23 protein-coding genes are annotated in these 16,349 nt (G+C 64.9%); 12 read left to right on the top strand and 11 right to left on the bottom strand.

The genetic code is table 11. The features are described 5' to 3' along the window. Positions 1–70 precede the first annotated feature (70 nt). Positions 71–907, bottom strand: a complete 837-nt coding sequence (gene lepB / locus E0501_RS16470; RefSeq protein ID WP_137702499.1) for a signal peptidase I — start codon at positions 905–907, stop codon at positions 71–73. Between the two features lie 323 nt (positions 908–1,230). Here lepB and E0501_RS16465 point away from each other — a divergent pair, with 323 nt between their 5' ends. Next, the gene (locus E0501_RS16465; protein ID WP_137702498.1) at positions 1,231–1,641 is read left to right on the top strand and encodes a VOC family protein; all 411 of its coding nucleotides are present in this window, start codon (positions 1,231–1,233) and stop codon (positions 1,639–1,641) included. 15 nt (positions 1,642–1,656) lie between these two features. Here E0501_RS16465 and E0501_RS16460 read toward each other — a convergent pair whose 3' ends face one another. Continuing rightward, the gene (locus E0501_RS16460; RefSeq protein ID WP_137702497.1) at positions 1,657–1,920 is read right to left on the bottom strand and encodes a hypothetical protein; all 264 of its coding nucleotides are present in this window, start codon (positions 1,918–1,920) and stop codon (positions 1,657–1,659) included. 239 nt (positions 1,921–2,159) lie between these two features. Between E0501_RS16460 and E0501_RS16455 the strand changes: the two genes are divergently transcribed. Beyond that, the gene (locus tag E0501_RS16455; protein ID WP_137702496.1) at positions 2,160–3,182 is read left to right on the top strand and encodes a Hint domain-containing protein; all 1,023 of its coding nucleotides are present in this window, start codon (positions 2,160–2,162) and stop codon (positions 3,180–3,182) included. 70 nt (positions 3,183–3,252) lie between these two features. On the opposite strand, the gene acpS is transcribed toward E0501_RS16455, so the two are convergent. The 7 genes from acpS to folK all read right to left on the bottom strand — a co-directional run bounded on the left by acpS (position 3,253) and on the right by folK (position 8,878). Next, positions 3,253–3,693 carry a holo-ACP synthase gene (gene acpS, locus E0501_RS16450; protein ID WP_137702495.1) on the bottom strand — a complete coding sequence of 147 codons (441 nt, stop codon included), beginning with the start codon at positions 3,691–3,693 and terminating at the stop codon, positions 3,253–3,255. Further along, positions 3,690–4,148: a hypothetical protein gene (locus E0501_RS16445; protein ID WP_137702494.1), complete on the bottom strand. Its 459-nt coding sequence runs from the start codon at positions 4,146–4,148 to the stop codon at positions 3,690–3,692. The genes acpS and E0501_RS16445 overlap by 4 nt, the downstream gene beginning before the upstream one ends. Next, positions 4,145–4,894: a pyridoxine 5'-phosphate synthase gene (locus tag E0501_RS16440; RefSeq protein ID WP_137702493.1), complete on the bottom strand. Its 750-nt coding sequence runs from the start codon at positions 4,892–4,894 to the stop codon at positions 4,145–4,147. The genes E0501_RS16445 and E0501_RS16440 overlap by 4 nt, the downstream gene beginning before the upstream one ends. An 83-nt stretch (positions 4,895–4,977) precedes the next feature. Then, a complete protein-coding gene (locus E0501_RS16435; RefSeq protein WP_137702492.1) occupies positions 4,978–5,643 on the bottom strand; it encodes a DUF2062 domain-containing protein in 666 nt (221 codons plus the stop codon). A 27-nt stretch (positions 5,644–5,670) separates the two neighbouring features. Next, positions 5,671–7,809 (bottom strand): RelA/SpoT family protein, encoded by a 2,139-nt coding sequence (locus E0501_RS16430; RefSeq protein WP_137702491.1) that lies wholly within the window; start codon positions 7,807–7,809, stop codon positions 5,671–5,673. 36 nt (positions 7,810–7,845) lie between these two features. Next, entirely contained in the window at positions 7,846–8,199 is a 354-nt protein-coding gene (gene rpoZ / locus E0501_RS16425) for a DNA-directed RNA polymerase subunit omega (RefSeq protein WP_137702490.1), read from the bottom strand. Positions 8,200–8,275: 76 nt separating this feature from the next. After that, a complete protein-coding gene (gene folK / locus E0501_RS16420; protein ID WP_137702489.1) occupies positions 8,276–8,878 on the bottom strand; it encodes a 2-amino-4-hydroxy-6-hydroxymethyldihydropteridine diphosphokinase in 603 nt (200 codons plus the stop codon). Positions 8,879–9,000: 122 nt separating this feature from the next. Between folK and E0501_RS16415 the strand changes: the two genes are divergently transcribed. Next, complete coding sequence (locus tag E0501_RS16415; RefSeq protein ID WP_137702488.1) at positions 9,001–9,573, top strand: LabA-like NYN domain-containing protein; 573 nt, start codon at positions 9,001–9,003, stop codon at positions 9,571–9,573. 15 nt (positions 9,574–9,588) lie between these two features. Here the strand turns inward: E0501_RS16415 and E0501_RS16410 are convergent, their stop codons facing one another. Further along, positions 9,589–10,023, bottom strand: coding sequence for a c-type cytochrome (locus E0501_RS16410; protein ID WP_137702487.1), 435 nt, complete (start codon positions 10,021–10,023; stop codon positions 9,589–9,591). 60 nt (positions 10,024–10,083) lie between these two features. Next, positions 10,084–10,623: an anthrone oxygenase family protein gene (locus tag E0501_RS16405; protein WP_137702486.1), complete on the bottom strand. Its 540-nt coding sequence runs from the start codon at positions 10,621–10,623 to the stop codon at positions 10,084–10,086. A gap of 89 nt (positions 10,624–10,712) precedes the next feature. Here E0501_RS16405 and E0501_RS16400 point away from each other — a divergent pair, with 89 nt between their 5' ends. The 9 genes from E0501_RS16400 to E0501_RS16360 are packed head-to-tail and all read left to right on the top strand — an operon-like array spanning position 10,713 to position 16,349. Beyond that, complete coding sequence (locus tag E0501_RS16400; protein ID WP_137702485.1) at positions 10,713–11,306, top strand: TetR/AcrR family transcriptional regulator; 594 nt, start codon at positions 10,713–10,715, stop codon at positions 11,304–11,306. 52 nt (positions 11,307–11,358) lie between these two features. Beyond that, the gene (ispH, locus tag E0501_RS16395; protein WP_137702484.1) at positions 11,359–12,309 is read left to right on the top strand and encodes a 4-hydroxy-3-methylbut-2-enyl diphosphate reductase; all 951 of its coding nucleotides are present in this window, start codon (positions 11,359–11,361) and stop codon (positions 12,307–12,309) included. Next, positions 12,306–12,953 (top strand): glutathione S-transferase family protein, encoded by a 648-nt coding sequence (locus E0501_RS16390; RefSeq protein WP_137702483.1) that lies wholly within the window; start codon positions 12,306–12,308, stop codon positions 12,951–12,953. Before ispH ends, E0501_RS16390 begins: the two co-directional genes overlap by 4 nt. 33 nt (positions 12,954–12,986) lie before the next feature. Beyond that, positions 12,987–13,598: a LysE family translocator gene (locus E0501_RS16385; protein ID WP_137702482.1), complete on the top strand. Its 612-nt coding sequence runs from the start codon at positions 12,987–12,989 to the stop codon at positions 13,596–13,598. Continuing rightward, positions 13,598–14,056 carry a DUF3429 domain-containing protein gene (locus E0501_RS16380; RefSeq protein WP_137702481.1) on the top strand — a complete coding sequence of 153 codons (459 nt, stop codon included), beginning with the start codon at positions 13,598–13,600 and terminating at the stop codon, positions 14,054–14,056. The genes E0501_RS16385 and E0501_RS16380 overlap by 1 nt, the downstream gene beginning before the upstream one ends. Continuing rightward, positions 14,053–14,658, top strand: a complete 606-nt coding sequence (locus tag E0501_RS16375; protein ID WP_137702480.1) for a class I SAM-dependent methyltransferase — start codon at positions 14,053–14,055, stop codon at positions 14,656–14,658. The genes E0501_RS16380 and E0501_RS16375 overlap by 4 nt, the downstream gene beginning before the upstream one ends. Continuing rightward, positions 14,655–15,275, top strand: a complete 621-nt coding sequence (locus tag E0501_RS16370; protein WP_137702479.1) for a glutathione S-transferase family protein — start codon at positions 14,655–14,657, stop codon at positions 15,273–15,275. The genes E0501_RS16375 and E0501_RS16370 overlap by 4 nt, the downstream gene beginning before the upstream one ends. Continuing rightward, positions 15,268–15,729 carry a ribonuclease HI gene (gene rnhA / locus E0501_RS16365; protein ID WP_137702478.1) on the top strand — a complete coding sequence of 154 codons (462 nt, stop codon included), beginning with the start codon at positions 15,268–15,270 and terminating at the stop codon, positions 15,727–15,729. The genes E0501_RS16370 and rnhA overlap by 8 nt, the downstream gene beginning before the upstream one ends. Next, a complete protein-coding gene (locus E0501_RS16360; protein ID WP_137702477.1) occupies positions 15,726–16,349 on the top strand; it encodes a trimeric intracellular cation channel family protein in 624 nt (207 codons plus the stop codon). The genes rnhA and E0501_RS16360 overlap by 4 nt, the downstream gene beginning before the upstream one ends.

The raw sequence follows: 16,349 nt of genomic DNA, 5'->3' as shown, positions 1-16,349 counted from the left end.
AGGCCCTAGATGGCGCGAACCGGCGGCGCTGTCCAGATGCGCGATGCGGTTCGGTCGAGCCTGCCGGGGATCACTCGATCGCCTTGAAATAGCGATCCGAGCGCCAAGTCCAGAAATAGAGCATCGAGCGGCCGGCGGAGGAGAACATGATCCGGTCGGCACGGCCGATCAGGTCTTCGTAGGGCACGAAGCCGACGCCCTGGGCGGTCTGGGCAAAACGCGAGTCGGTGGAGTTGTCACGGTTGTCGCCCATGAAGAAATAATGGCCTTCGGGCACGGAAAAGACCGGGGTATTGTCCGACCGGCGGTCGGTGACGTTCAGGATCGCGTGGCGGGTGCCTTCCGGTAACGTCTCCCAATACCTTGATTTTTCGCAAATTCCGCCGGCGCCGACAGGGCCGTTTTCGCATTGCGGGGTGCGGCCTTCGGGGCCCTGGGGCTCGAAGATTTCGGTGAAGGTGCCGGCGGCTTCGATCTTGACCGGATCGCCGTTGATATGCAGCACGCCGTCCTTCATCTGCACCTTGTCGCCGGGCAGGCCGATGAGACGCTTGATATAGTCGGTCCCGGTGACGGGGTGGCGGAAGACGACGACATCGCCGCGTTCTGGCGCGCCGCCCCAGATGCGGGAATTGTCGGATTTCATCCAGCCGCAGATGTCCTCGGCGTCGATATCAAGGCCGACCTGGGGCAGGCGGATCGACGGGCAGGAGGCGTAGGAATAGCCGTAAGCCATTTTATTCACGAACAAAAAATCGCCAATGAGTAGCGTGTCCTTCATGCTGCCCGAGGGGATCCAGAAGGGTTGGAAGAACACGGTGCGGAAGACGCCCGCGATCAGCAGCGCGTAGACGATCGTCTTGATCGTCTCGATGAGGCCGCTCATGAACCCGCCTTTTTCACTCATGCCCGGAAACTCCCTGCCGCACTGTCCTGCGCTTCATGCGGGGCGGGGGCGGGGCTGTCAAGGTCGGGGGGGTGCGGACGCGGGTTAACGCCACCGCGCGGTCGAAACCGGAGGGGGTGATTTGCGTGCACCGGCCGGCTGCCCGCCGGCTGCCGCCGGATCGGCCCCGGGTTAACGCGGGTTAAGGTTAATGCGGCGTACGGTGGGACAATGGCGGTTGTCGGGAGTGCCGGGCTGAAGCCCGGCCTACGAAGCGGGTGAGGCAGGTGATGCGAGACAGGCGCGGCGGGCTGTGCTTATCTGCTGGAAAAGGGAGGGCGCGCATGAAGCTGAGACTGCATCACATCAACCTGGCGACCGAGAACGTCGAACGGATGGAAAGGTTCTATCGCGAGGTGCTGGACCTGCCGGCGCCGGTGGCCGACATTCCGGTGCTGGAGAAGACCAAGGGCTATGCCGGGGATGTGGGTTTTGCCTGGGATGGCAACATCCAGCTGCATATCGCGCAGAAGGACATGATGGCCGGGTTTCGCACCGGGCAGATCGTGAACCCGGTGGAGCGCGGCCATATCGCCTATCGCTGCGACGATATCGAGGCGGTGAAGCGCGAGCTGGAGGAGAAGGGCGTGGCCTATTCCGACTGGGGCGACCGGGCGGTCGAGGGCTGGCACCAGATCTTCTTCTATGATCCGGATGGCAACGTCATCGAGATTCACCAGAAGAAAGAGGGGTGAGGCGCGGCAAGCTTTCTACCAGCCGCCGTGCACGACCGCGAGAGCAAGCACGGCCAGGAGAAAGCCCGCGACCGCACCGATGAGCAGGCCGGTGCCGATGGGGAATCCGAAATTGAGCGCAGCGACGCCGCCTATGCCGACGCCGGCAATTGCGCCGGCGACCATGATGCCGACCGAGGTTAGCAGGAAGCGCAGCGTGTCTGTCAGGATGCCAAGCAGGAAGTCCCAGACCGTCGGCCCGCTGGCGCAGGACGGGCGCAATTTGTCATTCTTGCTCATTGTGCCTCCGAGGGCTGAACTTGTCACATGGCCGCAGGATAAGGGAAAAGGTGGCGAAAGCTGGGCGGTTTGGCCGATTTGACCGGCAAGTGTTGCGGTTGTGCCCTCAGTGCGACGGGCGCAGCGAGTTGTCCGCCGCCGTTCTGACGGCACGCCAAGCTGTCTACAAGGTGACGACGGAAACCAATTCGTAAGGGGCGGGCGCTAGCCTGACATAGAGGCTGATTTTCGGAGCAACTATGTCGAGGTACATCTCGGAATTCGCCATTTTCGGCGGTTCAGGTCAGGAGTTTGTTGAACTCGCTGTGCCCACCGGCACGGACACATCGTCTTACAGCGTTGTGATCTATGACTCGTCCGGTACGGTAAAATCGACCCATGCACTGGGGTCCGTGGTCAACACCGAGTATAATCAGGACATATACGTCGTCGATAGTGGCGAGGGCCTGAACGATATCGTAACGGGTGATGCCATTGCATTCGTCGATGACAGCGGGACCGTGCTTCAATTCCTGTCCTTCAACGGAGCAATCGTCACCGCGACGGACGGGCCAGCAGCGGGCGAAACCAGCACCGATGTCGGCCCTTGGGCCTTTGGCGAATCCTATGAGACCAGCGATGCAGGCGCCAGCTATCAGCTCCAACCGAACGAAAACCCTGGCTCGATACAGCCTTGCTATGCGTCCGGCACCCTGATCGACACGCCGGACGGGCCGCGTCCGGTCGAAACGCTTGGGCCGGGCGACATGGTGACCACGGTTGATCGTGGGGCAATGCCGATCCTCTGGGTGTCGGTCAGTGAACAGCCGCTGGAAGAAGCGCGGCCTGAAGGCCGTCCTGTTCTCATACAGGCGGGCGCACTTGGGTACGGTCGCCCCGCACGCGATCTGATCGTCTCGCCACAGCATCGAATGCTTGTTTGTCCCGGTCAGCTCGGAGGCGAAACCGGGGGGAAAGTCTTGGTGCCTGCGAAATCTCTTGTCAGTCTGCCCGGGGTCAGACACATGCTTGGCAAACGCAGGATAACCTGGCACCACTTTGCATTGGAGACACATGCGGTCGTGATCGCCGAAGGCGCGTTCTCGGAATCGCTTCTGTTGGGACCGGTGATCGTGAAGTCTTTTGGCGTGGCCACGCAGCGCAGGTTATCGCGCATGTTCCCCAATCCAGCGAGTGACGGTTTAAACGGTCCGGCTTGCCGACCTTGCCTTAGCATCCGTGCCGCCAAGCAGCATCTGTCTTCGGTACACGCGATCGCCTGAAGTGTGCAAAGGGCCATTGCCCCATTCGCTGCAGCGTCACGTTTCGTTCAGCAAGTCGCTGTCCAGCGCCTTAGTGCGACGGGCGCAGGGGTTCGGCGCCGGGCAGCGCGTCGTCGACGGGACGGGCCTCGATCAGGACGAAGGCCTGGGCCCAGGGGTGATCGTCGGTCAGGGTGACGTGGATGATCGCTTCGTAGCCTGGCGGGGTCATCTCATCGAGCCGTTCCCTGGCCCAGCCGGTGACATGCATGACGGGCTGACCTGTCGAGAGGTTGGTCACCGCCATGTCCTTCCATGAAATGCCCATGCGCAACCCGGTGCCAAGCGCCTTGGAGCAGGCCTCTTTCGCGGCCCAGCGCTTGGCGTAGGTGCCGACGGTGTCGCGGCGGCGCTCGGCCTTGCGCTGTTCGATCTCGGTGAAGACGCGATTGCGGAACCGATCGCCGAAACGGTCGAGTGTGCGGGCAATGCGATCGATATTCGCGAGATCAGTGCCGATGCCGAGGATCATTCGCGCCCCAGTTCGTGGTTGGCGGTGACCTGGCCGGTGGCCTGGTTCACGGTGGCGTGGATGATCAGGGAATTGGTGAAACCCTCTTCCGGCAGGTAGAGCCGCCCGGGCAGGGAAAGCGTGAGGCCGCGGGCGGGATCATACCCGGCGGTGAGCGCGGCGAAATCGAGCGCGGCATAGCCCATGCCGGAGCCAAACCCCACCAGCGAGCAGCGGCGTTCGCCCAGCACGCCGCGCGGCGGGTGCAGGATGAGAAGGTAGAAGGCGCCGGCGGCGGGCTCGATCCGGTCGATCAGGGCGACGCGCACCTCGCCGTTGGCGAAGCTGCGGGTGTTGGCCTCCCACGGTTCGGGGATGCCGTCGGCATGGGCGCGGTGATCGCACTGGCTGACCTCCTGCGCCTGCGCAGGCAGGCCGAGCAGCAGTGCAAGCGCCGTTGCCGCAAGGCGCGTCATGCGCGGGCCTCGTCCATCAGGCGGCGCATTTCGGCGATGGCGGCGGGCAGGCCGATGAAGATCGATTCGGCGATCAGGAAGTGGCCGATATTGAGTTCCATCACCTCCGGAAAGGCGGCGATCGGCCCAACGGTTTCGAAGGTGAGGCCGTGCCCGGCGTGCACCTCGAGCCCGAGGGAATGGGCAAAGGCTGACATATCGCGCAGGCGCTCGAGCTCGGCGTCGCGCTCGTCGAATTTGCCTTCGTAGTGAAGATCGCAATAGGCGCCGGTATGCAGTTCGACCACCTGCGCGCCGATGCGGGCGGCGGCCTCGACCTGGGCCGGGTCGGCGGCGATGAAAAGCGACACGCGGCAGCCGGCATCGCGCAGGGGGGCGATGAAATGGGCGAGGCGGTTTTCCTCGCGCGCGACTTCGAGCCCGCCCTCGGTGGTGCGTTCCTCGCGCTTTTCGGGGACGATGCAGACGGCGTGGGGCACGTGGCGCAGGGCGATTTTCTGCATCTCGTCGGTGGCGGCCATTTCAAAGTTCAGGGGCACCGAGAGGCCCTCCATCAGCGCCTCGATATCGGCGTCGCCGATGTGGCGGCGGTCTTCGCGCAGATGTGCGGTGATGCCGTCGGCGCCGGCCTCTTCGGCCAGTTTGGCCGCGCGCAGCGGATCGGGATAGGCGCTGCCGCGCGCGTTGCGCACGGTGGCGACGTGGTCGATGTTCACGCCGAGGCGGAGTTTGCCGGTGTCTTGCATGGCGATGATTCCCTTGATCTTCCGGGGCAAGGTAATGCCTTTGCCGGGCGGGGTGAATCAAAGAATGCCGGGGATGGCGCGGGTTATTCGCCGTGCGGGGTATCGTGGGATTTCGCCTTGGCCTCGGCGCGTTTCTGCTTGAGCGCGTCGAGCTTGGCCTTGAGCCGGCCCTTGCGGCGGTTCTGGTAGGCCTGGATCACCGGCACGGCGAGGTAATAGCAGATCGACGCCGCAACGACGCCGGGAACGAGCCCGCCGATCATGTAGGGGAAGAACACTTCGTCATAGAAGACCGACAGTCCGTGCCAGTCGGGCGTGCCGCCGGTGTAGAGGGTTTTCAGGTTGTGCCACAGGTCGGCCCAGGCATCGGCGAACTTGCCGCCGAGCGAGCGGTGCGCGCCCTCGTCGAACTCGGTCCCGAGGAGCCAGTGGCCGGTCTTGAGCGAGATCACCCCGATCGGGACGTAGGTGAGCGGGTTGCCGAAGAAGGTGGCCAGCAGCGCGGCGATGATATTGCCCTGCATGACCCGTGCGATGATCGCGGCGATGACGAAATGCAGCCCGTAGAAGGGCGTGAAGGTGGTGAACACGCCCGCCCAGATGCCGCGGGCGATGCGGTGGGGCGGGTCGGGCAGGCGGTGGAGGCGATGGCGGACATATTGCGCCGCGCGCAGCCAGCCGCCACGCGGATAGAAGAACTCGAGGAAGATCTTCCAGTAGGGCCGTTTGTCGCGTCTTTTGAAGACCAACGGTCTTCTCTCCTCAAATTCGTGTCCCTACTCGTGCACCATGCGCTGGCCCGCGCGGTCGGGGTCGCGATGGCGGCTTATGGCGGCGACGTCGCTATCGGCCTCGAGGACGGAAACAACGCGGTGCAAATGCTCGGCATCGCTGAGATCGACATCTATCAGCAGTCTGTAAAAGTCCGGCTTACGGTCCAGAAAGTGCAGATCGGAAATATTGGCCTTCTGTTCGCCTATCAAGGTGCAAATTCGTCCCAGCACGCCGGCATCGTTGCCGATGGTCACGTCCAGCGTGACGGTATATTCGGCCGGGTGCTTGCCCGGCTGCCAGTGCAGGTCCAGCCAGCGTTCGGGCTGTTCTTCGTAGGATGAGAGCACATCACAGTCGATCGCGTGCACGACCACGCCGCGGCCGCGATAGGTGATGCCGACGATGCGTTCGCCCGGCAGCGGCTGGCAGCAGGGCGCGCGCTGCATCGACTGGTCGGCGGCAAGGCCGATCACCGCGCGTTCGGTCGAGATCTCGTCGGCCTCGTCCTGGGCGAGATCGGGATAGACCGATTGCACCACCTCGCGGGCGGTGAGCTCGGCGCTGCCCATGCGGGCAAGCAGCGTATCGCGATCCCCGAGGCGCAGGTTGCGCGCGGCGGTGGCCAGCGCCTTGTCGGTGGCTTTCTTGCCGACGTGTTCGAAGGCGGCGCGCGCCAGCTCGCGCCCGAGCTTGATGAAGCGTTCGCGGTCGACCTCGCGCAGGGCGCGGCGGATCGCGGTCTTGGCCTTGCCGGTGGTGGCGATGTCGAGCCAGGTGGCCTGCGGCATCTGGCCTTCGGCGGTGATGATCTCGACCGACTGGCCGTTCTTGATGCGCGTCCAGAGCGGCACGCGCATGTTGTCGATCTTGGCGCCCACGCAGGCATCGCCGATGCGGGTGTGGATGGCATAGGCAAAGTCGATCGGGGTGGCGCCGCGCGGTAGTTTGACCACGTCGCCCTTGGGCGTGAAGCAGAACACCTGGTCGGCATACATTTCCAGGCGGACGGCCTCGAGGAAATCCTCGTGGTCTTCCTCGGTCAGGAAGCGTTCGGTCAGGCCCTCGACCCATTTCGCCGGGTCGACTGCGAAGGGGTTTTCCGAGCGCACGCCATCGCGATAGGACCAGTGCGCGGCGACGCCGGCCTCGGCCACGTCATGCATCTGAAAGGTGCGGATCTGCACCTCGACCCGGCGGCCATCGCGGCCCGAGACGGTGGTGTGGATCGAACGGTAGCCGTTCGATTTCGGCTGGCTGATATAGTCCTTGAACCGGCCCGGCACGGCGCGCCAGCGGCGGTGGATGACGCCGAGGACGGCATAGCAGTCTTCCTCGGAGCAGGTGAGGATGCGGAAGCCGTAGATGTCGGAGAGGCGCGAGAAGGAAAGATCCTTTTCCTGCATCTTGCGCCAGATCGAGTAGGGCTTTTTCGCGCGGCCAAGGACACGGGCGTCGATGCCGGCCTTTTTCAGTTCGGCCTTCATGTCCGCGGTGATGCGTTCGACGACGTCGCCGGTTTCCTTCTGCAGGGTCAGGAAACGGCGCATGATCGAGTTGCGGCCTTCGGGGTTCAGCACCTTGAAGGCGAGATCCTCGAGCTCTTCGCGCATCCACTGCATGCCCATGCGGCCGGCGAGCGGCGCGTAGATGTCCATCGTCTCGCGCGCTTTCTGGGCCTGTTTCTCGGGGCGCATCGCCTTGATCGTGCGCATGTTGTGCAAACGGTCGGCGAGTTTCACGAGGATCACCCGCAGATCGCGCGACATGGCGATGAAGAGCTTGCGGAAGTTTTCGGCCTGCTTGGTTTCGGTCGAAGAGAGCTGCAGGTTCGTCAGCTTGGTGACGCCATCGACGAGATCGGCGATCTCGCGGCCGAAGCGCTTTTCGACCTCTGAGTAAGACGCACCGGTGTCTTCGATCGTGTCATGCAGAAGGGCGGTGATGATGGTGGCATCGTCGAGCCGCTGGCCGGTGAGAATCTTGGCCACTTCGACGGGATGCGAGAAATACGGCTCGCCCGAGTGGCGAAACTGGCCTTCATGCGCAGCCCTGCCGAATTCATAGGCGTCGCGCAGAAGTTTTTCGTTGGTCTTCGGGTTGTAGGCGCGGACCAGCTCGATCAGCTCATCAACGGGGATCATCCGGTCCGCATCCCGGGTCTTGGGGCCGGGCGGAGATCAGCCCTGGCCCTGGGCTTCCATCAGGGCGCGCAGGAGCTGCTCTTCCGAGAGGTCGTCCTCGGCCGGTTTGTCGGCCTCGGCCCCCATCAGCAGCGCCATGGCGTCGTCTTCGGGCTCGTCCACCTCGATCTGGGTCTGGTTCGACTCGATCAGGCGTTCGCGCAGCTCTTCTGCCGACTGGGTTTCGTCCGCGATTTCACGCAGGGCGACGACGGGGTTCTTGTCGTTGTCACGGTCGACGGTGATCGGCGCACCGGCCGAAATTTCGCGCGCGCGGTGGGCGGCGAGCATTACCAGGTCGAACCGGTTCGGAACCTTGTCTACGCAATCTTCGACGGTTACGCGGGCCATGGGGCACTCCAGCTTGCAAACGGGCATTAGAAAGCGCGTGTTTACGCGCCGAAAGCGGGATTTGCAAGGGCAGATTTCAGCTGTTGCGCCCGGTTGCGGGATCGTCAAGCGGGCGAACCGCGGCGATATCGGCGGGGGGCAGGGCCGCCAGCATCTCGTCGACGCGGCGCCCGAGCACCGGATGCACCCAGTCCGGGGCGACTTCGGCCAGTGGGACAAGCACGAAAGCACGATCCTGCAGCCGTGGATGCGGGAGAATCAGTTGCTCGGGTGCGCGGTTGCGCTGCTGATCGGGGGGCAGATCATGCCAGAATTGCCAAATTTCCCTGTCAGGCAGCAGTAAATCGCCGATGGCCAGCAGATCGAGATCGAGCGTGCGCTGGCCCCAGCGGGTTGTGCGGGCACGACCGTGGCGGGCTTCGATCCGGTGCAGCAGTGCGAGCAGGTCCGCGGCGGTGCCATCAAAGCGTAAAACCGCAGCCGCATTGACGAAATCGGGGCCGGAACCGGCAGGAAAGGCAGGCGTGTTCCAGAAGCGGCTGACCGCGCTGATTTCGCAGCCCGCCACGGCCAGGTCGCGCAGGGCGGCGCGCAGGGTTTCCGCGGGCGGGCCGGCTTCAGTTTCCTGGTTCCCGCCGAGCGCGAGCAAGCAAAGTTGATTACGCGTTACATTAGACATAGGATTTTTCCCGTGATTACGGACTTGCAAGGTGATTTACTAAACAATATTCCACCTAGGCCGCTTTGCCGCCCCTTTACACTCACGGAACCTGTGGCAGAGCGCAATCGGAAGGACAATTTATGTTTTACAAAGACGAACGGCTGGCGCTGTTCATTGATGGGTCGAATCTTTATGCGGCTGCCAAGGCACTTAGCTTTGACATCGATTACAAGTTGCTGCGTCACGAGTTCATGCGCCGGGGAAAACTGCTGCGGGCGTTCTACTACACCGCGCTTCTGGAAAACGACGAGTATTCGCCGATCCGTCCGCTGGTCGACTGGCTGCATTACAACGGCTTTTCGATGGTGACGAAACCGGCGAAGGAATACACCGACAGCCAGGGCCGTCGGAAGGTGAAGGGCAACATGGATATCGAACTTACGGTCGATGCCATGGAACTGGCGCCGCGCGTCGATCACATCGTGCTGTTTTCGGGCGATGGGGATTTCCGCCCCCTGGTGGAAAGCCTGCAGCGCCAGGGCGTGCGGGTTTCGGTGGTTTCGACCATCCGCAGCCAGCCGCCGATGATCGCCGACGAGCTGCGCCGCCAGGCCGACAATTTCATCGAGCTGGACGAGTTGAAGGACGTGATCGGCCGTCCGCCGCGCGAGCCGCAGCCGGATCGCGAACGCGAAAGCGTGACCAGCGGCTGACCGGGGACCCAGGTTTCATTGATCCTGCGCCGCGTTCAATCGATCGTGGCGGGCGATGATCTGTGCCGGCCAGGTTGATTTGATATAGGCCAGAACGGCGAGGATTTCGTCATCGCTGAGCTGATCGCCAAAGCCCGTCATGCGGGTCTTGTAGTCGCCGCCCACGAGGGCGGCGGTTCCATGTTTGGTGATTGCGAAAAGCTGAGTATCGGGATGATGCCAGGTGTGGCCCGTGGCATCGTGCGGCGGCGCGGGCAGGTAGCCCTCGTCATCCGGCTGGCGCCAGTTGGGTTCGCCTTCGAGATTGTCACCGTGGCAGGCGGCGCAGGTTTCGGCATAGAGCTGTTCGCCCAAGGCCACCGCCGTTGGATCGGTGTATGGAAAGAGCCCCTGCGCGGTGGCCGGCATGGGCAGGGCGAGGGCGAAGAGGGCGAAAACATAGGCGCGCATGGAGGTCCTGATCCTGTTGGTTCGCGCAGGGATCAGAGCCTCCAGCGCGGGAAGGTCAAATCAAGCGGGCGTGAGCGGGGCGTTGCGGCCCAGGAGCAGGATGGCCCAGCCGGAGAGCAGCAGCACCAGGCCGGAGACCAGTGTGCGGATCACGTTGAAGACCTGCCAGCGCGGGGAATAGCCCGCCCAGATCTCGGCTGCCGCCGCGTGGCTTTCGGGCGTGGCGAGCTGCGCCAGTGCCTGGTTCATCGGGACGTTGACACCGATGGTCAGGATCATGCCGCCGACCAGGTAGAGGAGCCCGGCCGCGGCAAGGAGCAGTGCCGGCCGCGACCGGCCCGCGGCATGGGCCACCGCCGCGGTGAGCAGCAGGACGAAAGGCGTGCCGAAGAAGGCGGGGGCAAAGACGATGTTGCGCACCGAGGCGTTCATCGCCTGCATGGCCGGGATCGCGATGCGCGGGTCGGCGGCGTCGAGCCCCCACATGGTGGAGCAGACCCAGGCATAGAAAAACCCGAAGATCGCCCCGGAAAGCAGCAGCGAGAGGCCGGCGAGCGGATAGAGCAAGAGCGTTGTGGCGGAGGTGGCGGCGCGGGGCATGATGTGGATTCCTTTGCGTAATTGCAATTACGGTTATTGACGTCATCCGTAACCAGAATTACGGATATCGTCAAGACGGAGGATCGGACATGCGAAGCGAGGCGCGCGCGGCGCGGGCGAAGGAAATCGAGGCGGCGGCCTATCGGGTGCTGGACGCGAAGGGCTATGAGGGTTTGTCGATGCAGGCTGTGGCGAAGGACGCCAAGGCCTCGAACGAGACGCTTTACCGCTGGTATGGCGACAAGACCGGCCTTTTCGAGGCGCTGATCGCGGGCAATACCGCGCTGGTGCGCGCGGCGCTGGAAGAGGCGCAGGAGGGCGCGCCGCTGGAGGTCTTGGCGCGGGTCGGGCCGGTTTTGCTGAACATGCTGCTGGGGCCGCGGGCGGTGGCGCTGAACCGGGCGGCGGCGGCGGACGCCAGCGGGACGCTGGGCCGGGCGCTGGGCAAGGCCGGGCGCGAGACGGTTGCGCCCTGGATCGCTGGCGTAATGCAACGTGCCCGCGACGAGGGTATTCTGCGAGGTGAGCCGATGGAGATGGCCGAGGCATGGTTCGCGCTGCTGATCGGGGATTTGCAAGTGCGCCGGGTGACAGGCGCGATGGCGCCGCCGGACGCCGAGGTGGTCGCAGAGCGCGCGGCGCAGGCGCTGGCACGTCTGCAGCGGCTTTTCCCGCCGGACTGATCTGGACGCAGGCGGCCAAAGCGCATAGCTGTTGCCTGCGACAGGAGACGACATGACCAAGCCACCGCTGACACTTTACCTGGCTGCGCCGCGCGGGTTCTGCGCGGGTGTGGACCGGGCGATCAAGATCGTGGAAATGGCGATCGAGAAATGGGGCGCACCGGTATATGTGCGCCACGAGATCGTGCACAACAAATACGTGGTGGACGACCTTCGCGAAAAGGGCGCGGTGTTCGTCGAGGAACTGACGGACTGCCCGGATGACCGGCCGGTGATCTTTTCCGCCCATGGTGTGCCGAAATCGGTGCCCGAGGAGGCGACGCGGCGGCAGATGGTGTTCGTTGATGCGACCTGCCCGCTGGTCAGCAAGGTGCATATCGAGGCCGAGCGCCATTCAGCGCAGGGCCTGCAGATCATCATGATTGGCCATGCCGGCCACCCCGAGACCATCGGCACGATGGGGCAGCTGCCGGAGGGCGAGGTGCTGCTGGTCGAAACGGTCGAGGATGTGGCGACGGTCGCGGTGCGCGATCCGGAAAAGCTGGCCTTTGTCACACAGACGACGCTGAGCGTGGATGACACGATTGATATCGTGGCGGCGTTGCAGGCACGGTTCCCGGCCATTCGCGGCCCGCACAAGGAAGATATCTGTTACGCCACCACCAACCGGCAGGAGGCGGTGAAGGCGATTGCCGCCCATGCGCAGGCGATGCTGGTGGTGGGCGCGCCCAATTCATCGAACTCGCGCCGCCTGGTCGAAGTGGCGAGCCGGGCGGGGTGCAGCTATTCGCAGCTGGTGCAGCGGGCGGGCGATATCGACTGGCGCGCGCTTGAGGGTGTGACGGGCATCGGCGTGACCGCCGGCGCCTCGGCCCCTGAACTGCTGGTCGAAGAGGTGATCGACGCGCTGAAAGAGCGGTTCGACCTGACGATCGAGGAAGTCGAGACCGCGCAGGAAAACGTGGAGTTCAAGGTGCCCCGCGTGCTTCGGCAGGCGGGATGAGTGGCCCGGCCCCGATCCTGACCGGGTTTCGCCAAAGCGTTTATACCCGCGTAGTGCGGATCGCGCTGGCCGAAAAGGGCGTCGCCCATGACTATGAAGAGCACGACCCGTTCGCGCCGGATGCGCAGGGGCCGCATCCGTTTGGGCGCGTGCCGGTGCTGCGGCACGGCGACTTCCGGATCTACGAAACGGCGGCGATAACGGACTATATCGACCGGGCCTTTGACGGGCCCGCCCTGATGCCGGAAGGGGCCAGGCCCGCGGCGCGCGTGGCGCAGGTGATCGGGATCGTCGACGCCTATGGCTATTGGCCACTGGTGCGGCAGGTCTATTCCCATGCGGTTTATCGCCCGGCCCTGGGCGAGCCCTGTTCCAGCGACATCATCACCGAGGGGCTGGCCTCGGCGCCGCGTGTTCTGTGCGCGCTCGACAGCCTGGTCGAAGAGGGGCTTGTGCTGGCCGGTGGGTTCACCCGCGCCGATTGCCACCTTGCCCCGATGATCGCGGCCTTTTCTGATGCGCCGCAGGGGGCGGCGATGCTGGGGGATTTCCCGCGGCTCGCGGCGTGGTGGGCCGCGGCGCGCGAACGGCCAAGCGTGATGAGCACCCAAACGCCTCTTTCGCCGGGCGGGCCGGGCCGCTAGGTTGCCGGTGATCCGGTTCCGGGAGGTTATGCAATGTCGGTTCAGTTCCTGCTTACGGCGGTGGTCGTCTGCCTCGTGCCCGGGACGGGGGTGATTTACACGCTGGCGATGGGGCTGGGCCGCGGGCCGCGTGCGGCGCTGTGGGCCGCCTGGGGCTGCACGCTGGGGATTTTGCCGGCGATGGCAGCGGCGGTGCTGGGGCTGGCGGCGGTGCTGCATACCTCGGCCCTGCTCTTCCAGGTGGTGAAGTTCGCCGGCGTCGCCTATCTCTTGTGGCTGGCCTGGCAGGCGCTGAAAGCGGGTGGTGCGCTGAACGTGCGGGCCGAGCGGGGCGACGAGCCGGGCTGGCGCGTGGCGTGGCGGGCGGTGCTGATCAACGCGTTGAATCCGAAACTGTCGATCTTTTTCCTGGCGCTGCTGCCGCCGTTCCTGAGCGGCGATCCGGCGACGGCCACGCGCGAGATGGTGGCGATGGGGGCAGTTTTCATGGCGCTGACCTTCGGCATTTTCGTTCTTTACGGCCTGTTTGCCGCGCAGGCGCGGGCGCTGATCCTGGGCAATGGGCGGCTGATGGCCTGGGTCAACTGCGGCTTTGCCGCGATCTTTGCCGCGCTGGCGGGCCGTCTGGCGCTGGAGCGGGTGTGATGGGCGCGGCAGGCATACCGCGTGCAGCGCTGTGGCTGGGCCTGGCGGGCCTGTTGCCGTTCATCTGGGGCGCTGGCACGACGCTGATGCCCGAGTTGGGCGATGCGGCGCGTGAGGCGCTGGGCCAGCGAATGGTGGGGCCCTATGTGCAGCTGTTCTATGGCATGGTGATCCTGTCCTTCATGTCCGGCGTGTTGTGGGGCTTTGCCACGCGCGCCGAGGCGGGAGAGATCAAATGGTACGGGCTGTCGGTGATCCCGGCGCTGTGGGCGTTTTTCATGACGGGAGGCGGGCCCTACGGCGCGGGCCTGGCGCTGATCGCCGGGTTTGCCGGGCTTCTGGGGCTGGACTGGCTTTACTGGCGCGCGGGGCTGACACCGGAATGGTGGATGGCGTTGCGCGTGCCGTTGACGGCGGTAGTGATCGCCTGTCTGATGTTGGGAGTGATGGTGGCATGAGCGATGAACGCACGATCGCGGTCTATGACGAGCGCGCCGAGGATTACGAGAAGGCCAATGCGAAGCTTTATGAGCTGAAAGACCTCGAGGCCTTTGCAGGACGGCTGCCCGTGGGCGCTCGGGTGCTCGACCTGGGGTGCGGGCCGGGGTTCTACGCCGAGAAACTGGCCGAGTGGGGGTTCGAGGCGGATGCCACGGATGCTTCGGCCGAGATGGTGGGGAGGGCGGCGCGGCGACCGGGCGTGACCGCCTGGCAGGCGCGGTTCGACGAGCTGGGCGCCGAGGGCGCCTATGATGGCGTCTGGGCCAATTTCAGCCTGCTGCACCTGCCCAAATCCGAGATGCCGGACGTGCTGGCGCGTATCCGGCGCGCGGGCAAGCCGGGGATGGCGCTGCATGTCGGCCTGAAGATGGGCGAGGGCGAGGGGCCCGACAAGATCGGCCGGTTCTATGCCTATTACGGCGAGGAGGAACTGGTGGGTCTGTTGAACGCCGCCGGGTTCGAGGTGGTGTCCCGGCATTTCGGGACGGGCACCGGTCTGGATGGCAGCCCGTCGCGGCACATCATCGTATTAGCCATTGCAGAAAGCCCAACCGCATGAGTGATCTGGTTCTCTATTCGATGCCGTCTTCCGGCAACAGCTACAAGGTGCGCCTTCTGCTGGCGCTTTTGGGGCGGGACTACACCCATGTGCCGGTCGAGACGCAATCGGCAGAGATCGCGGCGGCGAAGGCCAAGGGCCAGTTGCCGCAGGGCAAGGCGCCGGCGCTGCACCTGGGGGACGGGGAAATCCTGACCGAATCGAACGCGATCCTGTGGTATCTGGCGCAGGGGAGCGGCTGGATCCCGCAGGACCCGCTGGCGCAGGCGCGGATGCTGGGCTGGATGTTCTTCGAGCAGAACCGGCATGAACCGGTGGTCGCGGTACGCGCATCGCTGCGCTGTTATCCGCACCTGGCGCAAGAAGCGACGGAGGCGCATATGGCCGAACTGCTGGACGCCGGGCACGCGATTTTGCAGATCATGGAAGAGGGATTGGGCGAGGCCCCCTATTTCGGTGGCGCGCGGCCCGATCTGGCCGATATCGCACTTTATGCCTACACCCACACCGCCGGAGAGCGCGGGGGCTTCGACATGGAGCGGTATCCGGGATTGCGCGCCTGGATCGAGCGGATCGCGGCGCTGCCGGGATATGTGGAACTGATGCCTGATGGCTGAGCTTTTCGCCTATACCGACGGAGCCTGTTCGGGCAATCCGGGGCCCGGGGGCTGGGGCGTGCTGTTGCGCGCGATGGAGGGCGAGCGCGTGGTGAAAGAGCGCGAGTTGAAGGGGGGCGAGCCCGAGACCACCAACAATCGCATGGAACTGCTGGCCGCGATCAACGCGCTGGAGGTGCTGGAGCGGCCCACGACGATCACCGTTGTGACCGACTCGGCCTATGTGAAGAACGGCGTGACCGGGTGGATTCACGGCTGGAAGCGTAATGGCTGGAAAACCTCGAACAAGAAGCCGGTGAAGAACGTCGAGCTATGGCAGCGGCTGGATGAGGCACGGGCGCGCCATGACGTGACCTGGGAATGGATCAAGGGCCATGCCGGCCATCCCGAGAACGAGCGCGCCGATGAATTGGCGCGCGCGGGGATGGCCCCCTACAAGGCCAACGGGCAATGAGTGCTGTCGCCGTTCTGGATTTCGCCGCGGTGCTGGTCTTTGCGTTGACCGGCGCATTGGCAGCGAGCCGGGCGCAGCTGGATATCGTGGGCTTTGCCTTTGTCGCCTGCCTGACGGCGGTGGGGGGTGGCACGGTGCGTGACCTGCTGCTGGACCGCAATCCGGTCTTCTGGGTGGCCGAGCCGACCTATATCGCGATCGCCTGCGCGGCGGCAGTGGTGGTCTTTTTCACCGCGCACCGGATGGAAAGCCGCTATCGCTGGCTGACATGGTTCGATGCGTTCGCGCTGGCCGTGGCGGTGCCCGCGGGCGTGAGCCTGGCGCTGGACATGGGCCAGAGCGCGCCGGTGGTGATCATCATGGGGATGGTGACGGGATGCCTGGGCGGGCTGATGCGTGACGTGGTCTGCAACGAGGTGCCGCTGGTGCTGAAGCAGGGTGAGCTTTATGCCAGTGCCGCGTTTGCCGGGGCCTGCGGCGCGGTCGCGGTGTCCGCTGCGGGGATGGGCGCGGCGGCGGCGCTGGTGGTTTGCGCGGGGCTTACGCTGGCGCTGCGCGCCGGGTCGGTCGGGCTGGGCTGGCGCCTGCCGGTCTACAAGGCGCGCGCGCCCAGGGAGTGA

The organism is Marimonas lutisalis (assembly GCF_005434965.1).
Classification (GTDB): domain Bacteria; phylum Pseudomonadota; class Alphaproteobacteria; order Rhodobacterales; family Rhodobacteraceae; genus Marimonas_A; species Marimonas_A lutisalis.
This window is presented reverse-complemented; position numbering and strand designations above follow the sequence as displayed.

Coding starts and splice junctions, on each gene's coding strand:
- E0501_RS16460 (WP_137702497.1), bottom strand. CDS start 1,920: ATGAGCAAGAATGACAAATTGCGCCCGTCCTGCGCCAGCGGGCCGACG.
- E0501_RS16385 (WP_137702482.1), top strand. CDS start 12,987: ATGTCGGTTCAGTTCCTGCTTACGGCGGTGGTCGTCTGCCTCGTGCCC.
- E0501_RS16405 (WP_137702486.1), bottom strand. CDS start 10,623: ATGCCCCGCGCCGCCACCTCCGCCACAACGCTCTTGCTCTATCCGCTC.
- E0501_RS16400 (WP_137702485.1), top strand. CDS start 10,713: ATGCGAAGCGAGGCGCGCGCGGCGCGGGCGAAGGAAATCGAGGCGGCG.
- E0501_RS16360 (WP_137702477.1), top strand. CDS start 15,726: ATGAGTGCTGTCGCCGTTCTGGATTTCGCCGCGGTGCTGGTCTTTGCG.
- E0501_RS16465 (WP_137702498.1), top strand. CDS start 1,231: ATGAAGCTGAGACTGCATCACATCAACCTGGCGACCGAGAACGTCGAA.
- E0501_RS16430 (WP_137702491.1), bottom strand. CDS start 7,809: ATGATCCCCGTTGATGAGCTGATCGAGCTGGTCCGCGCCTACAACCCG.
- rnhA (WP_137702478.1), top strand. CDS start 15,268: ATGGCTGAGCTTTTCGCCTATACCGACGGAGCCTGTTCGGGCAATCCG.
- E0501_RS16410 (WP_137702487.1), bottom strand. CDS start 10,023: ATGCGCGCCTATGTTTTCGCCCTCTTCGCCCTCGCCCTGCCCATGCCG.
- ispH (WP_137702484.1), top strand. CDS start 11,359: ATGACCAAGCCACCGCTGACACTTTACCTGGCTGCGCCGCGCGGGTTC.
- folK (WP_137702489.1), bottom strand. CDS start 8,878: ATGTCTAATGTAACGCGTAATCAACTTTGCTTGCTCGCGCTCGGCGGG.
- E0501_RS16390 (WP_137702483.1), top strand. CDS start 12,306: ATGAGTGGCCCGGCCCCGATCCTGACCGGGTTTCGCCAAAGCGTTTAT.
- acpS (WP_137702495.1), bottom strand. CDS start 3,693: ATGATCCTCGGCATCGGCACTGATCTCGCGAATATCGATCGCATTGCC.
- E0501_RS16375 (WP_137702480.1), top strand. CDS start 14,053: ATGAGCGATGAACGCACGATCGCGGTCTATGACGAGCGCGCCGAGGAT.
- E0501_RS16445 (WP_137702494.1), bottom strand. CDS start 4,148: ATGACGCGCCTTGCGGCAACGGCGCTTGCACTGCTGCTCGGCCTGCCT.
- E0501_RS16380 (WP_137702481.1), top strand. CDS start 13,598: ATGGGCGCGGCAGGCATACCGCGTGCAGCGCTGTGGCTGGGCCTGGCG.
- E0501_RS16440 (WP_137702493.1), bottom strand. CDS start 4,894: ATGCAAGACACCGGCAAACTCCGCCTCGGCGTGAACATCGACCACGTC.
- rpoZ (WP_137702490.1), bottom strand. CDS start 8,199: ATGGCCCGCGTAACCGTCGAAGATTGCGTAGACAAGGTTCCGAACCGG.
- E0501_RS16455 (WP_137702496.1), top strand. CDS start 2,160: ATGTCGAGGTACATCTCGGAATTCGCCATTTTCGGCGGTTCAGGTCAG.
- E0501_RS16415 (WP_137702488.1), top strand. CDS start 9,001: ATGTTTTACAAAGACGAACGGCTGGCGCTGTTCATTGATGGGTCGAAT.
- lepB (WP_137702499.1), bottom strand. CDS start 907: ATGAGTGAAAAAGGCGGGTTCATGAGCGGCCTCATCGAGACGATCAAG.
- E0501_RS16370 (WP_137702479.1), top strand. CDS start 14,655: ATGAGTGATCTGGTTCTCTATTCGATGCCGTCTTCCGGCAACAGCTAC.